This window comes from Flavobacterium bizetiae (assembly GCF_024271895.1).
In the GTDB taxonomy this organism is placed as follows: domain Bacteria; phylum Bacteroidota; class Bacteroidia; order Flavobacteriales; family Flavobacteriaceae; genus Flavobacterium; species Flavobacterium bizetiae.
Genome location: NZ_CP091861.1, coordinates 1 through 21,582, shown reverse-complemented (window position 1 = coordinate 21,582; position 21,582 = coordinate 1). Strand labels below are relative to the sequence as shown.

The 21,582-nt window shown below is 33.9% G+C and carries 19 protein-coding genes and 1 rRNA gene; 7 read left to right on the top strand and 13 right to left on the bottom strand.

Going from position 1 to position 21,582, the window contains the following annotated elements; translation table 11 throughout:
- Nucleotides 1-60 precede the first annotated feature (60 nt).
- Together rrf and pafA are read left to right on the top strand one after the other, a co-directional pair.
- A 5S ribosomal RNA gene (gene rrf / locus L0669_RS00100) occupies nucleotides 61-170 on the top strand.
- Between the two features lie 582 nt (nucleotides 171-752).
- Entirely contained in the window at nucleotides 753-2,372 is a 1,620-nt protein-coding gene (gene pafA / locus L0669_RS00095) for an alkaline phosphatase PafA (protein WP_263760410.1), read from the top strand.
- Between the two features lie 132 nt (nucleotides 2,373-2,504).
- On the opposite strand, the gene ald is transcribed toward pafA, so the two are convergent.
- On the bottom strand, nucleotides 2,505-3,623 hold the full coding sequence (gene ald, locus L0669_RS00090) for an alanine dehydrogenase (protein WP_173972808.1): 1,119 nt from the start codon (nucleotides 3,621-3,623) through the stop codon (nucleotides 2,505-2,507).
- A 201-nt stretch (nucleotides 3,624-3,824) separates the two neighbouring features.
- Between ald and L0669_RS00085 the strand changes: the two genes are divergently transcribed.
- Nucleotides 3,825-4,283 (top strand): Lrp/AsnC family transcriptional regulator, encoded by a 459-nt coding sequence (locus tag L0669_RS00085; RefSeq protein WP_173972809.1) that lies wholly within the window; start codon nucleotides 3,825-3,827, stop codon nucleotides 4,281-4,283.
- A gap of 117 nt (nucleotides 4,284-4,400) precedes the next feature.
- Here L0669_RS00085 and L0669_RS00080 read toward each other — a convergent pair whose 3' ends face one another.
- Both L0669_RS00080 and L0669_RS00075 read right to left on the bottom strand, forming a co-directional pair.
- The gene (locus tag L0669_RS00080) at nucleotides 4,401-5,849 is read right to left on the bottom strand and encodes a glyceraldehyde-3-phosphate dehydrogenase (RefSeq protein ID WP_263760408.1); all 1,449 of its coding nucleotides are present in this window, start codon (nucleotides 5,847-5,849) and stop codon (nucleotides 4,401-4,403) included.
- Between the two features lie 209 nt (nucleotides 5,850-6,058).
- Nucleotides 6,059-7,459 carry a trypsin-like peptidase domain-containing protein gene (locus tag L0669_RS00075; protein WP_173972811.1) on the bottom strand — a complete coding sequence of 467 codons (1,401 nt, stop codon included), beginning with the start codon at nucleotides 7,457-7,459 and terminating at the stop codon, nucleotides 6,059-6,061.
- A gap of 160 nt (nucleotides 7,460-7,619) precedes the next feature.
- Here L0669_RS00075 and dapF point away from each other — a divergent pair, with 160 nt between their 5' ends.
- The 4 genes from dapF (at nucleotide 7,620) to L0669_RS00055 (ending at nucleotide 11,288) form a co-directional block, all read left to right on the top strand.
- Complete coding sequence (gene dapF / locus L0669_RS00070; protein WP_263760406.1) at nucleotides 7,620-8,402, top strand: diaminopimelate epimerase; 783 nt, start codon at nucleotides 7,620-7,622, stop codon at nucleotides 8,400-8,402.
- 68 nt (nucleotides 8,403-8,470) lie between these two features.
- Nucleotides 8,471-9,004, top strand: coding sequence for a GNAT family N-acetyltransferase (locus tag L0669_RS00065; protein ID WP_263760404.1), 534 nt, complete (start codon nucleotides 8,471-8,473; stop codon nucleotides 9,002-9,004).
- Between the two features lie 10 nt (nucleotides 9,005-9,014).
- Nucleotides 9,015-10,055 (top strand): endolytic transglycosylase MltG, encoded by a 1,041-nt coding sequence (gene mltG, locus L0669_RS00060; RefSeq protein ID WP_263760402.1) that lies wholly within the window; start codon nucleotides 9,015-9,017, stop codon nucleotides 10,053-10,055.
- A gap of 579 nt (nucleotides 10,056-10,634) precedes the next feature.
- Entirely contained in the window at nucleotides 10,635-11,288 is a 654-nt protein-coding gene (locus tag L0669_RS00055; protein ID WP_173971684.1) for a peptidoglycan-binding protein LysM, read from the top strand.
- A gap of 52 nt (nucleotides 11,289-11,340) precedes the next feature.
- Here the strand turns inward: L0669_RS00055 and scpA are convergent, their stop codons facing one another.
- The 10 genes from scpA to dnaA form a co-directional block, all read right to left on the bottom strand.
- Complete coding sequence (scpA, locus tag L0669_RS00050) at nucleotides 11,341-13,482, bottom strand: methylmalonyl-CoA mutase (protein ID WP_263760400.1); 2,142 nt, start codon at nucleotides 13,480-13,482, stop codon at nucleotides 11,341-11,343.
- Between the two features lie 44 nt (nucleotides 13,483-13,526).
- The gene (locus L0669_RS00045; protein ID WP_173971686.1) at nucleotides 13,527-14,891 is read right to left on the bottom strand and encodes a methylmalonyl-CoA mutase subunit beta; all 1,365 of its coding nucleotides are present in this window, start codon (nucleotides 14,889-14,891) and stop codon (nucleotides 13,527-13,529) included.
- 22 nt (nucleotides 14,892-14,913) lie between these two features.
- Nucleotides 14,914-15,249, bottom strand: coding sequence for an FtsB family cell division protein (locus L0669_RS00040; protein WP_055095440.1), 336 nt, complete (start codon nucleotides 15,247-15,249; stop codon nucleotides 14,914-14,916).
- Between the two features lie 152 nt (nucleotides 15,250-15,401).
- Nucleotides 15,402-16,010: a uridine kinase gene (gene udk, locus L0669_RS00035; protein WP_065451221.1), complete on the bottom strand. Its 609-nt coding sequence runs from the start codon at nucleotides 16,008-16,010 to the stop codon at nucleotides 15,402-15,404.
- Between the two features lie 256 nt (nucleotides 16,011-16,266).
- Nucleotides 16,267-17,148, bottom strand: a complete 882-nt coding sequence (locus tag L0669_RS00030; RefSeq protein ID WP_173971687.1) for an SDR family oxidoreductase — start codon at nucleotides 17,146-17,148, stop codon at nucleotides 16,267-16,269.
- 78 nt (nucleotides 17,149-17,226) lie between these two features.
- Nucleotides 17,227-18,354: a methionine aminotransferase gene (locus L0669_RS00025; protein ID WP_263760398.1), complete on the bottom strand. Its 1,128-nt coding sequence runs from the start codon at nucleotides 18,352-18,354 to the stop codon at nucleotides 17,227-17,229.
- A 54-nt stretch (nucleotides 18,355-18,408) separates the two neighbouring features.
- Nucleotides 18,409-18,876 carry an energy transducer TonB gene (locus L0669_RS00020; RefSeq protein ID WP_263760396.1) on the bottom strand — a complete coding sequence of 156 codons (468 nt, stop codon included), beginning with the start codon at nucleotides 18,874-18,876 and terminating at the stop codon, nucleotides 18,409-18,411.
- A 21-nt stretch (nucleotides 18,877-18,897) separates the two neighbouring features.
- Entirely contained in the window at nucleotides 18,898-19,611 is a 714-nt protein-coding gene (locus L0669_RS00015; protein WP_263760394.1) for an SAM-dependent methyltransferase, read from the bottom strand.
- Between the two features lie 69 nt (nucleotides 19,612-19,680).
- Nucleotides 19,681-20,145, bottom strand: a complete 465-nt coding sequence (locus L0669_RS00010) for a low molecular weight protein-tyrosine-phosphatase (RefSeq protein WP_173971690.1) — start codon at nucleotides 20,143-20,145, stop codon at nucleotides 19,681-19,683.
- 9 nt (nucleotides 20,146-20,154) lie between these two features.
- Nucleotides 20,155-21,582 carry a chromosomal replication initiator protein DnaA gene (gene dnaA, locus L0669_RS00005; RefSeq protein WP_065451227.1) on the bottom strand — a complete coding sequence of 476 codons (1,428 nt, stop codon included), beginning with the start codon at nucleotides 21,580-21,582 and terminating at the stop codon, nucleotides 20,155-20,157.

Here is a 21,582-nt window from a genome sequence, read left to right as displayed (position 1 = left end):
ATTATGAATTGTAAATTATCAATTGTTAATTAAAAAAGTTACCTCAAGTAACAACGACCTTAAGGTGGTTATTGCGGCGGGGCTCACCTCTTCCCATCCCGAACAGAGTAGTTAAGCCCGCCTGCGCAGATGGTACTGCAGTTATGTGGGAGAGTATGTCGTCGCCTTTCTTTAAAGAATCCTCATCATTTATTTGATGGGGATTTTTTGTTTTATAATACTTTTGAATTATTTAACCGCAAAGAGCGCAATGATTTTTTTATTCTTTTTATGAATTATAAAGTTCGCAATGCTGTCTAGGAATCTACATTGAAATTTAACCGCAAAGAACGCAATGAGTTTACTCTTGTAATTAATAAAGTTCGCAAAGCTGTAGGGTTATCTATTGAGATTTAATCTAAAATATATGGTAAGAATCTGTTCAATAGTTGGAATTTGGAATTTTATCACCAAGTCTTATAATTGGAATTTCATTTAATAAACAAATCTTCTGTCTACACGAGACTGCGTTAGGGATGGAAGCGGTATCCTTTTGCGATACACTAAACTTCTGGCGGAGCCTTACCCTGCAACCTCTCTCGCAAAAGATTTAGCGTACAGCCCGGCCCGGAGGGAAACGCCTAAATTATTTTAGGTGTAATTTTCTGTAACAATTTTTGTTAAATTATAATCGTTTGCTGGTTTTAAATTAGGGCGAGTTAGCCTATCTAAATGTGAATCTGTATTTTTGTATTAAATATTATAATTTAAGTATGAAAAAAAGTATTGTATTGTTGACATTGTTTGTTATCTCAAATTTAAGTGCTCAACAGCGACCTAAGTTGGTGGTAGGTATTGTAGTGGATCAGATGAAAATGGAATATTTATATCGGTTTTCTGATGATTTTTCACCAAACGGATTTAAGCGACTAATGAATAATGGATATACTTTTCAAAATATGCATTATAATTATATGCCGACTTATACTGCTCCGGGACATGCTTCAATTTACACCGGAACTACACCTGCTACACACGGAATTGTAGGTAACGAGTGGTTTAGCAGAACTCTTGGCAAAGAAACGTACTGTACAGATGATGCAAGTGTAAAAACTGTTGGTGATGGTACTGCTGCGGAAGGAGCAATGTCTCCTAAGAATTTACAAAGTACTACAATTACTGATGAAGTAAGAATGGCTACTAATTTTGAAGGTAAAGTTATTGGAATAAGTCTTAAAGATCGTGGTGCTATTTTGCCAGCGGGTCATTTTGCAAATTGGGCTTTTTGGTACAGTAAAACTGGCTCTTTTATTTCTAGTACTTTTTACGGAGAAAAATTGCCTGAATGGGTTTCTGAATTCAATAATGAGAAACATTATATGCCTTACATCAATAAAGGTTGGGATTTGTATAAACCAGTTGCGACTTATAATGAAAGTTTGCCGGATAATAATCCGTATGAAGGTAAATTATATGGAAGTGCAGCTCCTGTTTTTCCTTACGATTTAAAGTCAATGTATGAAAAGAACGATGCCGGAATCTTGAGAGCGACTCCTTTTGGAAATGATCTATTGGCTGAATTTGCTAAAAAAGCTATTGAAAAAGAAGAGTTAGGAAAAGATAATATTACCGACTTTTTAACTGTAAGTTTTTCTTCTACGGATTACGTTGGTCACTTATTAGGGCCACGCTCTATGGAATTACAAGATACTTATTTGAGACTTGATCAAACCATCGCTGACTTCTTGACTTATTTAGATAAAACCGTTGGGAAAGGAAATTATTTACTTTTCTTAACTGCAGATCATGCAGGTGCTGAAAATGTAATTTATTTGAAAGACAGAAAATATAATGTAGATAATTATCCGTCTAAAGAGGTTAAAAAGAGTTTACAGGATTTCTCAACTAAGACATTTGGAGTTGATTTGATTTTAAACTACTCTAATTTTAATGTGTTCTTTAATAAGCAAATTATTAAAGACAAAAAGTTAGATTTATTAAAAGTAAAACAAGCGTTTAAAGACTTTTTGATCGCACAACCGCAAGTTAAGAAAGTATATACTGAAGAAGAAATATTAGCTAATGGCGGAAATGACTATTACTTAAATTTTGTTGCAAAAGGATATGATGTGACTCAAAACGGTGATTTGGTAATCATTGACAAACCGGGAGATATTGAATATTCTACTACAGGAACATCGCACGGAACGCCTTATGCATACGATACACATGTACCGGCTATTTTTTATGGTTGGCATATAAAAAAGGGTGAATCTTATGATAAAAAAGCAATTACTGAAATTGCTCCAACGATAGCTCAGAAGATAAAAGTAACTTTCCCAAATGGAACTGAAGCAAAAGTATTGCAAGAAGTTTTAGATGAGAAAAAATAGTTTATCCATCTGATATAACATAAAAACCTGTCATAATTTATGACAGGTTTTTTTATGTCTAAAAAAAAAGACTTTTCAATTAAGAAAAGTCTTTTGGATAGTGTTTAGTAAGCACTTATTTTAATGTTAGCACTATGCGTTTGCTAACACTAACTCTTCGTTAAAAGGAAGATTCCAAGCTTCAGCAACTCCTTTGTAAAGAATTTTTCCGTTAGCAATGTTTAATCCTTTTTTCAATTCTTCGTTTTCATTACAAGCTTTTTCCCATCCTTTGTTTGCTAATTGTACAGCATAAGGTAAAGTAGCGTTCGTTAAAGCTAATGTAGAAGTATAAGGAACAGCTCCTGGCATATTCGCTACACAGTAATGAACAATATCATCAATAATAAAAGTTGGATTTTCGTGTGTTGTAGGAGTACAAGTTTCGATACAACCTCCCTGATCTACAGCAACATCAACAACTACAGTTCCCGGACGCATTAATTTAAGCATATCACGAGTAATTAAGTGAGGTGCTTTTGCTCCTGGAATTAAAACAGCTCCAACAATTAAGTCAGCATCTTTAATTGCTCTTGTAATATTATAATGGTTAGACATTTCTGTATTTACGTTTGCTGGCATGATATCATCTAATTGACGTAAACGTGGCAAACTTAAATCCATAATAGTTACCTGAGCTCCTAAACCAGCAGCCATTTTTGCAGCCTGAGTTCCCACGATTCCTCCACCTAAAACTAAAACTTTAGCTGGTGGTACACCCGGAACACCGCCTAAAAGAATTCCTCTTCCTTTTAATGGTTTTTCAAGATATTTAGCTCCTTGTTGAATAGCCATACGACCCGCAACTTCAGACATTGGTACTAATAATGGTAAACTACGATCTGCTTTTTCTACTGTTTCGTAAGCTAAACATACAGCACCTTTTTCAAGCATAGCGTGAGTTAATGGTTCTGATGAAGCAAAGTGAAAGTAAGTAAATAGTAATTGATCTTTTTTGATTAAAGGATACTCAGATGCAATTGGCTCTTTTACTTTAATGATCATTTCAGCAATAGCATATACTTCTTCGATAGTTGCTAAAACTACAGCACCTGCAGTTGTATATTCTTCGTCGCTAAAACCACTTCCTAAACCAGCAGTTGCCTGAACATAAACTACATGTCCGTGTTTTTTCATTTCAGAAACACCAGCAGGAGTTAAAGCCACACGGTTTTCATTATTTTTTATTTCTTTTGGAACACCTATTATCATTTTTGTTAGATTTTTTTGTTTTTGTTGAGATTCTTTTACAAAACTACAGATAGAGAATTTATTATGGATTAAGCACCTATAAATAAGAAAATATTATTTTATTTAATACTTTTACAGAAAAATATTCTATTTGAAAGCCTTTACACTTATCAAAAAAGAAAAAATGACTTATTTTTATTAATTATAGAAAACGTTTTCGTTATGGCTTTAGATGAAATTGACAAAAAAATCTTACGACTCTTACAGGAAAATGCGCACTACACGCTAAAAGACATTGCAAACAAAATAAATTTGTCTTTAACGCCTGTTCATGATCGTGTAAAGCGTCTTGAAAAGGATGGAGTTATTGAAAAATATGTATCAATCTTAAACAAGAAAAAACTAGGTAATAATCTTACGGTTTATTGTCAGGTGACTTTAACGAAGCAAACGTATGATACATCTGAAGGATTTAATCAATCGATTCTGGATTTGCCTGAAGTTGTCGAGTGCAATTATGTTTCGGGAAATTTTGATTATATGCTAAAAATCATCATCCCTGATATGGAAAGCTATCATCAATTTCATCAGAAAAAATTATCTGTATTGCCGGAAGTATCTCTTATCAATACTGTTTTTGTAATTTCTGAAGTGAAAAGCACCACAGTTTTGCCTATATAAACTTAAGTTTGAACTGAAGATTGGTATACGATTTTAATTGAAATTTATCTATCTAAAAAAAGAAAAACCACCAAGCAGGACTTGATGGTTTAGAAAATGGTTGGTTTTGGTTTTATATTAATAGTAAGTAAAACGTCTTACTTTGGCAATATACTTTGCTAATCTGATTACTTGGTGACTATAGCCGTATTCATTATCGTACCAAATGTAGAGTACAATATTTTTTCCGTCTTTAGATACGATTGTGGCATTACTATCATAAATAGATGGTGCAGATGTGCCAACAATATCAGATGATACTAATTCATTATTTAATGAATATTTTATTTGCTCTACCAATTCTCCTTCAAGAGCATATTTTTTCATGATTTTATTAATGGCAGCAATAGAAGTCGCTTTTTTAACTTCTAAATTTAAAACTACCAATGAGCCATTTGGAACAGGAACCCGAATAGCATTCGAGGTTAATTTTCCTTCTAATGAAGGTAATGCTTTGGCAACTGCATTTCCGGCACCAGTTTCGGTAATTACCATATTTAGAGCCGCGGCTCTGCCGCGACGGTATTTTTTGTGCATATTATCGACCAGATTCTGATCGTTGGTATAAGCGTGAATAGTTTCTAAGTGTCCTTTTACAACTCCTAAAGTATCTTCAACAACTTTTAAAATTGGTGTTATGGCATTTGTAGTGCAAGAAGCAGCCGAGAAAATAGTAATTTCGTCCGGATTGTATTCATTATGATTTACGCCGTGAACAATATTCGGAATTCCTTTTCCTGGCGCTGTCAACAAAACTTTGCTAGTTCCAGGTGATGTTAAATGTCTTTTTAAAGCTTCTTCGGTAGTAAAAGCTCCCGTATTGTCGATGACTAATGCATCATTAATTCCGTATTGTGTATAATCAATTTCTTCCGGAGAATTTGCAGTTATCATGTGTACGGTTGTTCCGTTGATGATTAGTGCATTATTTTTTGGATCAGCAATTACAGATCCCTGAAAGTCTCCATGAATAGAATCATAACGTAAAAGAGAAGCTCGTTTCTCTAAAGTTGATGCATCATTTTTGTCACGGGTTACAATCGCTCTCAAACGCAATTGGTTCCCTTTTCCGGTTTTCGACATTAATTCTCTCGCTAATAAACGTCCGATTCTTCCAAAGCCGTACAAAACAATATCTTTAGGCTGAATTTCTTCTGATGATTTAGCTTCCTTTAATTTATCGTAAACAAAATATCGTGCATCAGGATATTTTTCATCTTCTAAACGATATTCGTAAGTCAATTTTCCAAGATCTAATTTAGCAGGCGGAAGATCTAGTGATAAAATTACTTTTGCGATTTCAACAGAATCAAAAATGGTGATAGGTTTACCTACAAATTCACCAGCATATTGATGCAAATTGATAATATCGCTGACATTTTTATCCAATAATTGATTTTTGAATAAAACCATTTCGATGGATTTGTCATACCATAAATCGCTTATGATTTTTATTAATTCGACACCAGCTCTTCTTCGGTCGACTTGTAATGATACCTCTTTTTGGTACAAAGATTTTTTGCTCATAATTGATTAAATTGAAAAAATAAATACACGAATATTTTTAAATTTTGCGCAAAAGTATCCATTTCAATCGATTTCGTAAACTATTTTGTGATTTATTTTTGAAAAATAAAAAAGCCACCTTATTTCTAAGATGGCTTTTTTGAGTTTTCAGTGTCAGTCTCAGTTAGCAGTTTTTTGACTGAATACCGAGACTGTAAACGGAGTTTTTTTTAAATAATAATTCTAAGGATTTCTCCGTTTTTATTGATCATTTCAAGACGAACACTTTGTCCTTCATCTTTTCTGTTTAAAAGTTTAGAAACCGTCTCGACATTTGTTGCTTTTACATTATCAATACTAAGAATAATGTTGCCTTGTAACTCGTTTTGATATTGTCTCAGATTTTCATTATTGATTGTTCTGATTTTTACACCATAATCAATTCTGAACTTCTTTTTATCGGCAGCATCAATATTTTCCAATTCAATACCTTTAATTTCGGTACTAAAAAATTCATTTTTACTTAAAGTAACCGGAACTGTTTTAGTTTTTCCTTCTTTAATATAAGTTACTTTCACAACATCATTTGGTCGTTTGGTATTGATATATCCTGAAAGATCAGCATAAGTAGCAATATTTTGATCGTCAAGTTTTACGATAATATCTCCTTTACCAAGCCCAGCCTTTTCTGCTCCTGAATTTTTAGAAACTTTACTGATGTAAAAACCTTGAGTTTCAGTAACACCTAGTTCTTTTGACGCCGTACTATTCAATTCTCCGCCTTCAACACCCAAAATTCCTCTTTGTACATTTCCAAATTCCATAATATCTTCGATGATTTTTCTGGCGATATTAGAAGGAACAGCAAACGAATATCCAACATAAGAACCTGTCATAGATGAAATCATGGTGTTAATACCAATTAATTCTCCTCTGGTATTTACCAATGCACCACCACTATTTCCCGGATTGACAGCAGCATCAGTCTGAATGAAAGATTGAATTCCGTTTGTGTCCAGATTTCTGGCTTTTGCCGAAACAATTCCGGCCGTTACAGTCGAAGTTAAATTATACGGATTTCCTACTGCCAAAACCCATTCGCCAATTTTTACAGAATCTGAATTTGCAAAAGCAGTATAAGGTAATTTTTCATCAGCATTAATTTTTAGTAAAGCGATATCCATTTTAGAATCGGTACCAATTAATTTTGCCTTGTATGATTTTTTATTGTTTAAGGTAATTTCGATTTCGGTCGCATCTTTAATTACGTGATTGTTGGTTACAATATATCCGTCTTCAGAAATAATAACACCGGATCCGGTACCAACTTGTTCTTGTTGTTGCTGACCGCCATAACCGTAGAAAAATTCCATCATAGGATTACTGACCGTTCTGCGCGACACATTTTTTACGTGAACAACCGTGTGAATTGTTTTATCTGCGGCAGCTGTAAAATCAACTGTTTCGGCAGACAGGGCAACATTCTTTCCAAATGAATTAGGGGCAAGAGTAACAACAGAATTTTGTCTTCCAAAAAAAGAATTGTTGCTTTCAAATAATAACTTGTAAGCACCAAGCGTAGTTGCACCACTAAGTAGCGAAACCAAAAATAAGGTTGAAAGTCTTTTCATAGTTATATTATATGTTTAAGTTATTATAATTTATGTTTTAAGGAATTTTACGTAAAAATAATTCAAAAAATTAACGAATAAAATGGTTTAACGCTCTTTAACATTGATTAACATTTCATTAATTATTTGTTCGTACTTTTGTAGTATTAATGAAAAAAAAATGCAAATAGAATTTTATAAATACCAAGGAACAGGAAACGATTTTGTGATGATTGATAACCGTACAAATTTCTTTCCAAAAGAAGATATTAAATTAATTGAACGCTTGTGCGACAGACGTTTCGGAATAGGAGCGGATGGACTGATCTTGCTTGAAAATGATACTGAAACTGACTTTAGAATGGTCTATTATAATTCTGACGGAAATCAGAGTTCAATGTGCGGAAACGGCGGACGTTGTTTAGTAGCATTTGCAAATCAGTTAGGTGTTATTAAAGACGAAGCTACCTTTATCGCAACAGATGGTTTGCATCATGCTTCGGTAGGTGATGACGCTATCATTTCTTTACAAATGATCGATGTTGATGAAGTGCAAAAGAAAGATGCTTATACTTTCTTAGATACAGGTTCTCCTCATCATGTTCAGATTGTGGATGATTTAGAACATTATAATGTAAAAGAAAATGGCGCTGCAATTCGTTATGGTGAATTATATGGAGAAAAAGGAAGCAATGTCAATTTTGTAAAAAAAGTTGATGACGGAACTTTCTCGCTTCGTACTTACGAAAGAGGTGTTGAAGATGAAACTCTGGCTTGCGGAACTGGCGCAACAGCGGTAGCAATTGCAATGAATGCTATTGGTGAAACAGATAAAACTTCAATTAACTTAAATGTTGAAGGTGGAAAATTAGTCGTTTCGTTTGATAAACTTGGAGATCATTTTACCAATGTTTTCCTGACCGGACCTGCAAAATTTGTTTTTAAGGGAACGATAGAGATATAAAAATTCCAAATTCCAAATTCCAAATTCCAAATTCCAAGAATCATAATCTCAAATCTGAAATAAAATTAATGATAACACTCAAAGGAGAAAATATTTATCTGCGCGCATTAGAACCTAATGATTTAGAGTTTGTTTATGCGATGGAAAATGATGAAAGCATTTGGGAAGTTAGTAATACACAAACACCTTATAGTCGATTTTTAGTTCGTCAGTATCTTGAAAATGCACAACAGGATATTTACGAGGCGAAACAATTGCGTTTGGCTATTTGTCAGGACCACGATTTTCCGGCTATTGGTTTGATTGATTTATTCGAATTTGATCCTAAAAATAACAGGGCAGGTGTTGGAATTGTTATCCAGAAAGGTGAAAACAGAAATCAAAATATTGGTTCTGAGGCTTTAGAACTTTTAATTAAGTACTCTTTTCATAATTTAAATTTGCATCAATTGTATGCAAATATTGCTGTAGGAAATGTAGCAAGTATAGCACTTTTTACTAAATTTGGCTTTGAGAAGATAGGAATTAAAAAAGATTGGATTTTGCTAAATAACCACTATCATGACGAAGCAATTTTTCAATTAATTAACAAACAAATTTAAATTTAAGACTTTGAGTATAAAAAAAATCATCACGATAATTGCTGTAGCCGTAATTTCAGTTTTAATGGTTTACGGATTTATTTTAATTAATAAAATATTCAGCGCCAACACAAAATTCGAAGAAAAAGAACTTTATGTATATGTTCCGACCGGGGCAAATTATACAGATGTTAAAAAAATATTAGCGCCTCATATTAAAAATTTCGACAATTTTGAAATGGTTGCCAGTAAAAGAAGCTATCCTGAAAATGTAAAATCAGGTCGTTTTTTACTTAAAAAAGATATGAATAATATCGATTTGGTTCGTGCAATGCGCGCCAATATTCCGGTAAAATTAGCATTTAACAATCAGGAACGTTTAGAGAACTTTGCAGGAAGAGTAGGTGCAGAGATTGAAGCAGATAGTTTATCACTAATGAAAGCGATAAAAGATCCTGCCTTTTTGAAAGAAAACGGTTTTAATGAAGATAATGTTTTTGCGATGTTTATCCCAAATACTTATGAAATTTATTGGAACACTTCTGCTGAGAAATTCCGTGATAAAATGATCAAAGAATATCACAATTTCTGGACGGCGGAAAGAATCGAAAAAGCTAAAAAGCAAGGTCTAACGCCTGTTCAGGCTACAATTTTAGCTTCTATTGTTCATAAAGAATCGGTTAAAAAAGACGAAAGACCTCGTATCGCAGGTGTTTATTTGAATCGTTTACGTTTAGAAATGCCTTTACAAGCAGATCCAACGGTTATTTATGCTTTAAAACTTAGAGATAATAATTTTGATCAGGTTATTAAAAGAGTTTTTTATAATGACTTGGTTATGAAATCTCCTTATAATACTTATGTAAATATCGGACTTCCTCCAGGGCCAATCGCCATGCCTGATATCACAGCTTTAGAAGCGGTTTTAAATCCGGAGAAAAACGATTATATTTATTTTTGTGCAAGCGTAGACCGTTTCGGATACCATGAATTTGCATCAACATACGAACAACATACCATTAATGCTAAGAAATATTCAGATTGGATCGCTAGTCAGGGCGTGACAAGATAGTTTTTTTATTATTTAATGTATAAAATACAAGAAAACCGAGGCTAAATGCTTCGGTTTTTTTGTTCTATATAGTAAGGTGTTTTTTTGTTTGAGATTATAGATTTTTATAAAAAAAATCAAAAAGTTTAGTAATTGAAAATTTCTAGTTTTTACTTCTAATTTTGAAACTATAATTTTAAAAAAAATAGAGGTTGATTTTTTCTATTTAATGGTCTTCCAAAAAATAAATTTACGTAGAATTATATTTTAGTTTACATAAATTTAATGAAAGAACCAAATTTATTCGACATAAATTATGCTTAAAAATCTGAAACATTCAGTAAGTTTAATCTTGCTATTTTAACTAATTTGATAAAAATTTGATAAAAATTGCATTTTTTAGAATTATAATTTGGTCGTTTTAAAGCGAAATCTGAATATTGATTTTCTTCTCTTAATCTGCATCAATAAAGGGATTAGAGTCGATCTTACTATTTTGAGAAACCTGTAAAACCTTGATTTACAGGGTTGTTTTGTATTTCTTATCTTTGCACCGTAGAAATTTCAATGGGGTGACAGCGATTTGAAGAAAAACAATTTATGATAAAGAAGTGGTATTTTTATGCGAGTTTGATCGTTATTATTACATTTTTAAGTTTGGGTTTTAAACCCTTTAATATGGAAACCAAACCGTGGTTTCTAATAGAAAAAACAGATGGCTCTGAGTACTTGTTTCCATCGCAAGAAGAGGATGATTATCCTGAAGTAAAAAAGGTAAATGTTCTATTTACAGAAAAACGCCTTATAAGTTTTAAAGAGGCAGTTGCCTTTAAAGAATCTCAAGGAAAATACCGATTGGTAAATTCGTTAGGTTATATGGGTAAATACCAATTTGGTTCTAAAGCTTTAAGAGCTGTTGGTGTCCAAAATGACAAAGCCTTTTTAAAAGATCCTGCATTACAAGAAAAAGCATTCCTTGCATTACTATCCAAAAATAAATGGATTTTACGTAATGAAATCGAAAAGTATGAAGGAAAGATTATCAATGGTATTGCAATTACCGAATCAGGTATTTTAGCAGCCGCACACCTTGGAGGAGCTGGTTCAGTAAAAAACTTTTTTAAAAATAGAGGAAACAGGCATTTTAAAGATGCTTACGGTACTTCATTAAAAAGTTATATGAAAGCTTTTGGAGGTTATGATCTTTCTCGTATTGAAGCTGATAGCGATGCTACAATACACGATCAAATTTAGAATAAGCATAAGCAAAAAAAAATCCCGACTAATTCGGGATTTTTTTTGCTATTTAGTCAATTAAGATTTCTAAGATTTTAATGGCCGCTTCGCTGATTTTAGTTCCCGGTCCAAAAACGGCAACAGCTCCGGCATCAAATAGAAATTGATAGTCTTGCGCCGGAATTACTCCGCCTACAATAACCATTATATCTTCACGTCCGTGTTTTTTTAGTTCTTCGATAACCTGAGGTACTAAGGTTTTATGACCAGCAGCCAATGATGAAACGCCAAGAATGTGTACGTCATTTTCCACCGCTTGTTTGGCAGCTTCGGCAGGAGTTTGAAAAAGTGGACCTATATCTACATCAAAACCTACATCGGCATAACCTGTAGCGACAACTTTTGCGCCACGATCATGTCCGTCCTGTCCCATTTTGGCAATCATAATTCTGGGACGTCTTCCTTCTTGTTTGGCAAAGGCATCTGCTAATTGTTTTGCCTTTTCAAAATTTTCGTCGTTTTTTATTGCTGCACTGTACACACCGCTAAAGGATTTAATTTGCGCTTTGAATCTGCCAAAAACACTTTCGAGAGCATCGCTAATTTCGCCTAATGTTGCTCTGTATCGAGCGGCTTCTATGGCAATTTCCAGTAAGTTTCCTTGTCCGGTTTTGGCGCAAAGTATTAATTTTTCGAGTGATTGATTTACTTTTTCAGTATTTCTTGTTGCTTTTATTTCTTCAAGTCTTTCTACTTGTTGTTTACGAACCATTTGGTTGTCGACATCCAAAATGTGCAAAGGATCTTCTTTTTCTAAGCGATATTGATTTACGCCTACAATTATATCTTGTCCACTGTCGATTCTTGCTTGCTTTCTGGCAGCTGCTTCTTCAATTCTTAATTTCGGAATTCCGGCTTCGATGGCTTTTGTCATTCCGCCTAATTCTTCTACTTCCTCAATAAGTTTCCAGGTACTTTTCAGGATTTCATTTGTCAGGCTTTCAACATAATAACTTCCTCCCCAAGGATCAACGGTTTTGGTAATTTTAGTTTCTTCCTGTAAAAAAATCTGTGTATTACGGGCAATCCTGGCCGAAAAGTCTGTTGGTAATGCAATTGCTTCGTCTAAAGCATTGGTATGCAAAGATTGCGTTCCTCCAAAAGCTGCCGCTGTGGCTTCGATACAAGTTCTGGCTACATTGTTAAAAGGATCTTGTTCTGTTAAACTCCATCCGCTGGTTTGACAATGCGTTCTTAAGGCTAATGATTTATCACTTTTAGGATTAAATTGCTGTACTAATTTTGCCCAGATCATTCGACCTGCACGCATTTTAGCAATCTCCATAAAGTGATTCATACCAATGGCCCAAAAGAAAGAAAGTCGAGGAGCGAACTCATCGATTGTCATTCCCGTAGAAAGTCCGGTTCGAATATATTCTAAACCATCGGCAAGTGTGTAAGCCAATTCAATATCGGCAGTTGCTCCAGCTTCCTGCATGTGATATCCTGAAATAGAGATCGAATTGAATTTGGGCATTTTCTTGCTGGTAAATTCAAAAATATCTGCAATGATTTTCATCGAAGGCGTTGGCGGATAGATATAAGTATTACGAACCATGAATTCTTTTAGAATGTCATTCTGGATCGTTCCGGATAATTTCTCGATTGCTACGCCTTGTTCTTCAGCTGCAACGATATAAAAGGCCATAATAGGCAGAACAGCTCCATTCATCGTCATCGAAACTGACATTTCGTCTAAAGGAATCTGATCAAATAAAACTTTCATGTCTTCGACAGAATCGATAGCAACACCCGCTTTACCAACATCTCCAACTACTCTTTCATGATCTGAGTCGTAACCGCGATGCGTAGGTAAGTCAAAAGCAATAGAAAGTCCTTTTTGTCCTGCAGCTAGATTTCTTCTGTAAAAAGCGTTGCTTTCTTCTGCGGTAGAAAATCCCGCATACTGGCGAATCGTCCACGGACGTCTTACGTACATCGTAGCGTAAGGTCCACGTAAATTAGGCGCAAAACCTGCTCCAAAATCAAGAAACTCTAAGTCTTCGATATCTTTTTCAGAATAAGTCTCTTTGAGCTCGATTCCTTCTGCAGTAAAAAAGTTCTCAGTTTTAGGTTCAGAGCTTTGTTTAAGTTCATCTGACTTATCACTTTTAACTTCTAGCTTTATATGTTTAAGGTCTTTTCTTATCATAGAAATACTCTTTTGAGTAGTTTATTAATTACTTTGAAAAATGATTATTCAAGTTCTAATCGTTCTTGTTCCAGCTTTTCGGCTAATCTTTTTTCGATTATGGGTGTAATTAATGTTTTTCTTGGTTTTATTTTTACAAAAGGAAACAATTCGAGATCATGTTTCATTTTGTCATCTTTGTTAGGGTATTTATTCGTTCCTAATAAAACTTCTTTTTTAGAATCGAATAATTCCTGTTCTTTCGCGGCACTTTCCTGAATTTTCTTTTTGATAGTTCCGTCGTTCAAAAGTTTAAGAAAACCTCCACTGGCTTCAATATCTTTGAATAAAGCCAAACTTTTCTCTGCCAATTGCATGGTTAAACTTTCGATATAATAACTTCCATCGGCTGGATTGTTTACTTTATCAAAGTAACTTTCGTGTTTTAGAACTAATAATTGGTTGCGGGCAATTCGGTCACCAAATTCATTGTCTTTATGGTACAAAGAATCATAAGGTAAATTGGCGACAGCATCAGCGCCGCCCAAAATTGCCGACATACATTCGGTGGTTGTGCGAAGCATATTTACGTTGTAATCGTAAATTGTTTTATTACGTTTGGTTGGCGTAACCAAAAAATGACATTCTAGATCAGGATTGTATTCTGAAGCAATTAATTTGAAAAGCATTCGCAAAGCGCGAAGTTTTGCAATTTCAAAAAAATAATTGGTTCCTACTGATATTTGAAAAACAAATGGTTGTGTAATACTCGGTAAACGATTTAAATATTCGTTTGCGTGTGCTAAACTATACGCAATTTGTTGGGTAAGGTTAGCGCCTGCATTTTGATACAAGCCTGAATCGATACTTATTAAGGAAAGATTGGTCGTTGCTTTTGCTATTTTTTCGATCGTTTCGAAATTATTTTTATCAGATGTTGTAAACCAGTTTCCTTCTCTTGCAAAATGACCAATTGGGTCTATATTGCAATAAAAAACAGCTTTTTTCTGAATTGAAATGGTGTCTAATATTTTTACGAAATCGATTGAAATAAAATTCAAATTAAAGTAAACGGTTCTGTTTTCTAAAGGAAGAGTTTCTAATAATTTTTGAATATCTATTTTTTCGTTTTCGATGGTAAAACGCAAACTTTCAGCACCTCTCTCGATAGTGTTCAAGGCTCTTTGGATCGATTTTTCGATATCGTATACAAAGATGTTCTGACAAATTTTAAAATTAGATGCCTGGGTTTTAACCGAGGCAGCTTTAGAAAATTCATCGATATGATAAAAAGGTTTTACCTGAATGTCTTCCGGAGAATTCCAGATTACGGTTTGGTTATAATCAGCTCCGTCTAATTCAAACTGAATTTTTTGTTTCCATTGTTTGGATGAAATCGGATTAAAATCGTCGAATAGGGTAGTAGCCATTGGGTTTGTGTACTTTTTCTGATTATTCTTTTGTGTCTTGAATAGTATCTCCTTCAAATTGAATGATATAAATATCTTCGCTGTCTTTTTTCATGAAATACTTTTCGCGGGCATATTTTTCTATTTGTTCAGGATTTTTAAGTTGTTTGATCTGTTCCTGATCTTTTTTTATTTCGTCCTGATAGTATTTTTTATTGTCTTGTAATTCGTTAATCTGGCCGTCGAGAAAACGATGGTCAAAATAAGAGTAATTGTCTAAAAATAGCATCCAGACTACGAAAAAGAGTAAAACCCAGACATATTTGTTGCTCATTAATTTGAACCAGCGCTTGTCTTTATATGGATTTTTTAGTTTCATTTTCTCTTTAACTGATTACTTCTTATAAATTCGATTGGTGTTCTAGCCCCGATAGTAGTGAAAATCCTTTTGTGCCGGGGTTCGGCACAAAAGATTGAAACGAATAGCGGGAAATAGCTCCTAATTTTTATGGAATAAATTTACGATAAAAATTATGAAATTCGTTGATTAATTACAGCGCGAACTACATCGATAGCTACCGTATTGTATTTATCGTTAGGGATAATGATGTCTGCAAAAGCTTTTGATGGTTCGATAAATTGCTCGTGCATAGGTTTTAAAGTGTTTTGGTAACGGGTTAAAACCTCGTCGATATCACGTCCGCGTTCTGAAATATCACGTTTCAAACGACGAATTAATCTTTCGTCAGAATCTGCATGAACGAAAACTTTAACATCAAAAAGATCACGAAGCTCAGGATTTGTCAGGATTAAAATTCCTTCAACAATCATTACTTTACGAGGATGTGTAGATACAGTATCGTCGGTTCTGTTATGTTGTATGAATGAATATACCGGCTGATCGATGGTTTCGCCTTCTTTTAAGGCTTTTAGGTGTTTTACCAATAATTCAAAATCGATCGCACGAGGATGATCAAAATTGATTAATGCTCTTTCGTCGAACGACAAATTATGGGTTTCCTTATAGTAGGAATCCTGAGAAATTACGCCAACTTCAGTGTCTGGTAATTCGTTCATAATTTGGTGTACTACTGTTGTTTTTCCACTTCCTGTTCCTCCTGCAATTCCAATAATGAGCATATATTTTTTGTTTGATATTTTGTTTGGCAAAAATAATAATTTAAGTGAATTGTTTAAATATATTAACGAATTAAACCATATAAGTGAAATAAGTAAATTTAAGCAAACATATATTTAAACAATTTATTACTTCATTGAACTTATATCACTTATATAGCGAAAAACATAAAAAAAATCCCGAAAGTAAAAACCTTCGGGATTTGGTGCAATCAGTATAGTTTTAATAAAATATTCTGAATTTAGTAAGCACGTAAAATTATTTATTCTTTTTTGCTTTTATCATCATTTCAAGCTGATCCCAAAGTTCTTCCGGAATTGCTTCAAGTAAATTAAATTGTCCTGCGCCTTTTAGCCATTCGCCACCGTCTATTGTGATAACGTCTCCGTTTACATAAGCTGAAAAATCAGATACTAAATAAGCGGCTAAATTGGCCAATTCCTGATGATCGCCTACGCGTTTCAACGGAACTTTTTTCGCCATATCAAATTTTTCTGCAAGATCTCCCGGTAATAATCTGTCCCAGGCACCTTTTGTAGGGAATGGTCCCGGAGCGATCGCATTAGAGCGAATTCCGTATTTTGCCCATTCTACCGCTAAACTTCTAGTCATGGCCAAAACTCCTGCTTTTGCGGTAGCACTTGGTACTACATAAGCTGATCCTGTCCAGGCATAAGTGGTTACGATATTTAATATGGTAGCCGATGTTTGTTTGGTGTCGATCCAGTGTTTTCCAAAAGCCAGTGTACAGTTTTTAGAGCCTTTTAATACGATATCTATAACAGTGTCAAATGCATTTGCAGATAAACGTTCGGTTGGAGAAATGAAATTTCCGGCAGCATTGTTTAAAAGAACATCTACTTTTCCGAAAGTTTTTAAAACTTCCTGAAGCATATTTTCTACTTCTTCGTAATGGCGAACATCACATTGAAGTGGCAAACATTGTCCTCCGGTTTCGGTTTCAAGTTCTGTGGCAGTATTTTTTAGCTTGTCTAAATCTCTTGAAGTAATCGCTACCTGAGCGCCTAATTCTAAGAAATATTTGGTCATTGCTTTTCCTAAACCGCTTCCGCCGCCTGTTACTACTATGACTTTACCTTTTAAAGCGTCATCTCTTAACATTTTATCTGTATAGCTCATATTATTTTTCTTTTTATTACAATATTAATTAAATAAATAGGATGCACGCATAATAATGTTATAAAATTTTAATAAACTTTATATATTACATAATTTTTTTGCTGCAGATTCTAATGTAAAATCATCTTTGGCGAAGCAAAAACGTATTAATTTTTGGTCTTTATGATCTGAATAAAAAGTAGAAATGGGGATAGCTGCAACGCCATGATCGGTGATTAGTTTTTTGCAAAAAGTAACATCGTCATCGTTCGAAATATTAGCATAGGATGCAACCTGAAAATAAGTTCCTTCGCAAGGTTTTAGTTCAAAACGGCTATTTTGAAGCAATTTTTGGAAATAATCTCGTTTTTCCTGATAGAATTTCCCTAAAAGATTGACATCTACAACATCTAAATATTCGCTTATGGCAGCTTGAGAAATACTGTTAACGCTGAAAACCAGAAACTGATGTACTTTTTTAATTTCTTTCATCAAATATTCGGGAGCAACGGTATAGCCAATTTTCCAGCCTGTAATATGAAATGATTTTCCGAAAGAAGAAACCATTATGCAACGGTTTAAAAGGAAATCTTTGGTATGAGCTGAAATATGTTTTTCTTCGAAAGTAATATATTCATAGACTTCATCTGATAAAACGAGAATGTCAGGAAATTTAGAAAGTAATTTTTCTAATTGAAGAAAATCAGCTTCCGTTAAAATTTTCCCCGTTGGATTATGCGGATTATTAATAATAATCATCCTGGTTTTTGATGAGCATGCTTTTTCAATCGTTTCCCAATTTGGAGTATAATCATCGTTTAATGCTACGCGAACGGGCTTTGCATTGCACAATAAAACGGGAGATTCATAAGAATCATAACTTGGATCCAGAATAATAACTTCGTCGCCTGTTTTTACCAAAGCTAAAATCGTAGTGAAAATTCCTTGAGTTGCACCAGCCGTAACCAAAATTTCTGTTTCGGGAATAATAGTTCTGTTATACGAACTCTGAACCAGTTTTGCAATTTGATTCATCAAAGGCGGAAAACCTGCCATTGGTGTATATTGGTGTACGTTTTCTTTGGATAATCTCGCAATAATATCAGTTAATCTTTCGTCTACAGGAAAGTTCGGAAATCCTTGTGAAAGATTTATTGCATTATGTTCAGCTGCCATTTTAGACATTACTGTGAAAATGCTGGTAGTTACGTTTGGAAGTTTACTCATGATAAAGTTTGATTAGGGAAAACTTGTGAGTCAAAAGGAAAATAAATTAAAAAATTAATTTATAGTTATTGGTAATGAATATAAAGTTCTCACTTCTTTATTGTTTTGTTTGCCAGGAATCCATTTAGGAGAAAATTTTAATACACGAATAGCTTCGGCTCCGGTACCAAACCCTAAGTCTCTAAGGATTTTTATGTCGGTTAAAGATCCGTTTTTTTCGATTATAAATGTAACAAACACTTTTCCTTTTAATTCAGGATTTTCTTTTGGTTTCTTATAATTTTCAGAAATAAATTTATATAGTTGGTCAAGGCCTCCCGGAAATACAGGTTTAACTTCCATGCCTGCTGTATTGTAGACTTGATTCTCGTCTTCGGGATAAATTGGAACAGGAGGGAAATCTGCAAGTGTTTTATATTGACGTTCATCTTCATCAATAGAACTAGCTTTATTATTTGTTTTAGCTTGAGAAAATATATTTTGTACAGAGCAAATTAAAATCAGAATTAGAAACTTTTTCATTATGATGGTCTTAAAGTTAGTTTACATTTTATGAATAATAAAAATCGTTGGTCTGTTATGTAAATCAACTTTTAATTTTTTCCAATCTGCAACACGCATGGTTTTAATGAATTCTGTTGGTAAAGTAATATCAGTTGCAATACAAAGGTGAGTCGAAGGATTTACGATTTGCAAAATATCTTCAACCAATTTGTTGTTTCTATAAGGTGTTTCTATAAAAATCTGAGATTGATTTTTATCCTGAGACAATTTCTCAAAATGTTTTAATGCCGATTTTTTTTCGTCTTTATCAATTGGTAAATATCCGTTGAAGGTAAAACTTTGTCCGTTCATTCCGGATGCCATCATCGCCAATAAAATAGAAGAAGGGCCAACAAGAGGTATAACCTGAATTCCTTTTTCGTGTGCTAATTTTACAATTACGGCACCGGGATCAGCAACGCCCGGGCAACCTGCTTCGCTCATTAATCCTACATTTTTTCCTTCTAATAAAGGTTTGATAAAGTCTAAATGCTCGCTTGGTTCGGTACGTTTATTAAGAGTGAAAAGGATTAGCTCTGATTGTTTTTTCTCAGGAGAAACTGCTTTTATTGATTTTCTTGCTGTTTTTTCGTTTTCAACAATATAATGATCTATAAAATCGATACTTCTTTTTACGGTTTGTGGCAAAACATCCATCGGATCGCTTTCGCCCATTGTGGTTGGAATTAAATATAATTTTCCTAGAAGTTTCATTTTTGATGATTTAGAATTAAAAGAAAAATGTACTTCAATTAGCAGTTAAGTAATTAAAATACATTAAAATTATGAATGTTTTTCGATAAGTTTTGTGGCAATTATTTCGGCAACTTCGTCTAGCATTTGATAAACGTTGTCGAAACCATTAACGGCTCCGTAATAAGGATCTGGAACATCTACATTTTCGTCCGGAAATAATTCGTTTAAAATAAGATGTACTTTGTTTTTATGTTCGGGAGTTTTGGCTAGCTGAATGACATCTCTGTAATTTGAACTATCCATAACGTAGATATAATCAAATTCGTCAAAATCAGCGGTTTTAAATTGTCTGCCTTTTTGCTGGTCAATGCATAAACCATTTTTTTTGGCGACGGCAATAGAACGTTTATCCGGTGAATGACCTACGTGCCATGACCCGGTTCCTGCAGAATCAACAATAAAGTTTTTAGGTAATTTTGATGCTAAAATACCTTCGGCTAAAGGTGATCTGCAAATATTTCCCAAGCAAACCATTAAAATTTTTACTGGCATGATTCGCGTTTATAGCGTTAATTTTTTGTTGATGTCTTCGACAAATTTCTTGAATTGTTTGTCTGTAGAAACTAAATTGTCAACGGTTTTGCAAGCGTGTAATACGGTAGCGTGATCGCGATCTCCAATTTGTGAACCAATGTTTGCCAAAGAAGCTTTGGTGAATTTCTTTGCAAAAAACATAGCCAACTGTCTCGCTTGTACAACGTGCCTCTTTCTGGTTTTAGATTGAAGTGTTTCAATGTCCAACTGAAAGTAATCGGATACAATTTTTTGAATATAGTCGATAGAGATTTCTCTCTTAACGTTCTTAACAAATTTCTCTACAACGCTTTTCGCTAACTCAATTGTAACTTCTTTTTTGTTGAAAGATGATTGAGCGATTAACGAAATAATAGCACCTTCAAGTTCTCTAACATTAGATTTAATGTTACGGGCAACGTATTCAATAATATCTTCCGGCATTTCAACACCATCACGATATAAGATATTTTTTAAGATCGAAATTCTGGTTTCGTAATCTGGCTGGTGTAATTCAGCAGATAATCCCCACTTAAAACGAGATAACAAACGTTGCTCGATATCCTGCATATCAACAGGAGCTTTGTCTGAAGTCAAAATTACCTGCTTTCCGTTTTGGTGCAAGTAGTTAAAAATGTGGAAAAATACGTCCTGAGTTCCTGATTTTCCAGATAAAAACTGAACGTCGTCAATGATCAAAACATCGATTAATTGGTAAAAGTGAATGAAATCATTACGATTGTTCTTTTTAACCGAATCAATATATTGTTGTGTGAAAATCTCGGCAGAAATATATAAAACCGTCTTTTCAGGATATTTGTCTTTTACTTCTACACCTATAGCATGCGCTAAGTGTGTTTTTCCTAATCCAACTCCACCAAAAATCAATAACGGATTAAATGATGTTCCTCCTGGTTTGTTGGCAACTGCCATACCTGCAGAACGAGCTAAACGGTTAGAATCTCCTTCAAGGAAATTGTCAAAACTATAATTAGGATTTAACTGTGATTCAATTTTTAAATTTCTGATCCCCGGAATTACAAACGGATTTTTAAGTTCAGGATTTAAGTTTTTAAACGGAGCGTCAACCTCTTGCGGTTTCATTGGCACTCTGTTGGAACTTGGCAGCTGCTCGGTAAAAGGCTGTTTATTTCCATAAGTGTTCTCCATTTTAATTTTATAGAGTAACTTTGCGTTTTTTCCCAGTTCTTTGGTAAGCGCAACTTTCAATAATTTTACGTAGTGTTCTTCTAACCATTCGTAGAAAAATTTACTTGGTACTTGAATATATAACGCGTTGTCGGTTAGCTCAACTGATTTGATTGGTTCGAACCAAGTTTTATATGCTTGATCTTGAATATTGTCTTTTATAAAGGACAAACAGTTTTCCCATACCGATTGAGCAGTTTTAGTCAT

Coding starts and splice junctions, on each gene's coding strand:
- pafA (WP_263760410.1), top strand. CDS start 753: ATGAAAAAAAGTATTGTATTGTTGACATTGTTTGTTATCTCAAATTTA.
- ald (WP_173972808.1), bottom strand. CDS start 3,623: ATGATAATAGGTGTTCCAAAAGAAATAAAAAATAATGAAAACCGTGTG.
- L0669_RS00085 (WP_173972809.1), top strand. CDS start 3,825: ATGGCTTTAGATGAAATTGACAAAAAAATCTTACGACTCTTACAGGAA.
- L0669_RS00080 (WP_263760408.1), bottom strand. CDS start 5,849: ATGAGCAAAAAATCTTTGTACCAAAAAGAGGTATCATTACAAGTCGAC.
- L0669_RS00075 (WP_173972811.1), bottom strand. CDS start 7,459: ATGAAAAGACTTTCAACCTTATTTTTGGTTTCGCTACTTAGTGGTGCA.
- dapF (WP_263760406.1), top strand. CDS start 7,620: ATGCAAATAGAATTTTATAAATACCAAGGAACAGGAAACGATTTTGTG.
- L0669_RS00065 (WP_263760404.1), top strand. CDS start 8,471: ATGATAACACTCAAAGGAGAAAATATTTATCTGCGCGCATTAGAACCT.
- L0669_RS00055 (WP_173971684.1), top strand. CDS start 10,635: ATGATAAAGAAGTGGTATTTTTATGCGAGTTTGATCGTTATTATTACA.
- scpA (WP_263760400.1), bottom strand. CDS start 13,482: ATGATAAGAAAAGACCTTAAACATATAAAGCTAGAAGTTAAAAGTGAT.
- L0669_RS00045 (WP_173971686.1), bottom strand. CDS start 14,891: ATGGCTACTACCCTATTCGACGATTTTAATCCGATTTCATCCAAACAA.
- L0669_RS00040 (WP_055095440.1), bottom strand. CDS start 15,249: ATGAAACTAAAAAATCCATATAAAGACAAGCGCTGGTTCAAATTAATG.
- udk (WP_065451221.1), bottom strand. CDS start 16,010: ATGCTCATTATTGGAATTGCAGGAGGAACAGGAAGTGGAAAAACAACA.
- L0669_RS00030 (WP_173971687.1), bottom strand. CDS start 17,148: ATGAGCTATACAGATAAAATGTTAAGAGATGACGCTTTAAAAGGTAAA.
- L0669_RS00025 (WP_263760398.1), bottom strand. CDS start 18,354: ATGAGTAAACTTCCAAACGTAACTACCAGCATTTTCACAGTAATGTCT.
- L0669_RS00020 (WP_263760396.1), bottom strand. CDS start 18,876: ATGAAAAAGTTTCTAATTCTGATTTTAATTTGCTCTGTACAAAATATA.
- L0669_RS00015 (WP_263760394.1), bottom strand. CDS start 19,611: ATGAAACTTCTAGGAAAATTATATTTAATTCCAACCACAATGGGCGAA.
- L0669_RS00010 (WP_173971690.1), bottom strand. CDS start 20,145: ATGCCAGTAAAAATTTTAATGGTTTGCTTGGGAAATATTTGCAGATCA.
- dnaA (WP_065451227.1), bottom strand. CDS start 21,582: ATGACTAAAACTGCTCAATCGGTATGGGAAAACTGTTTGTCCTTTATA.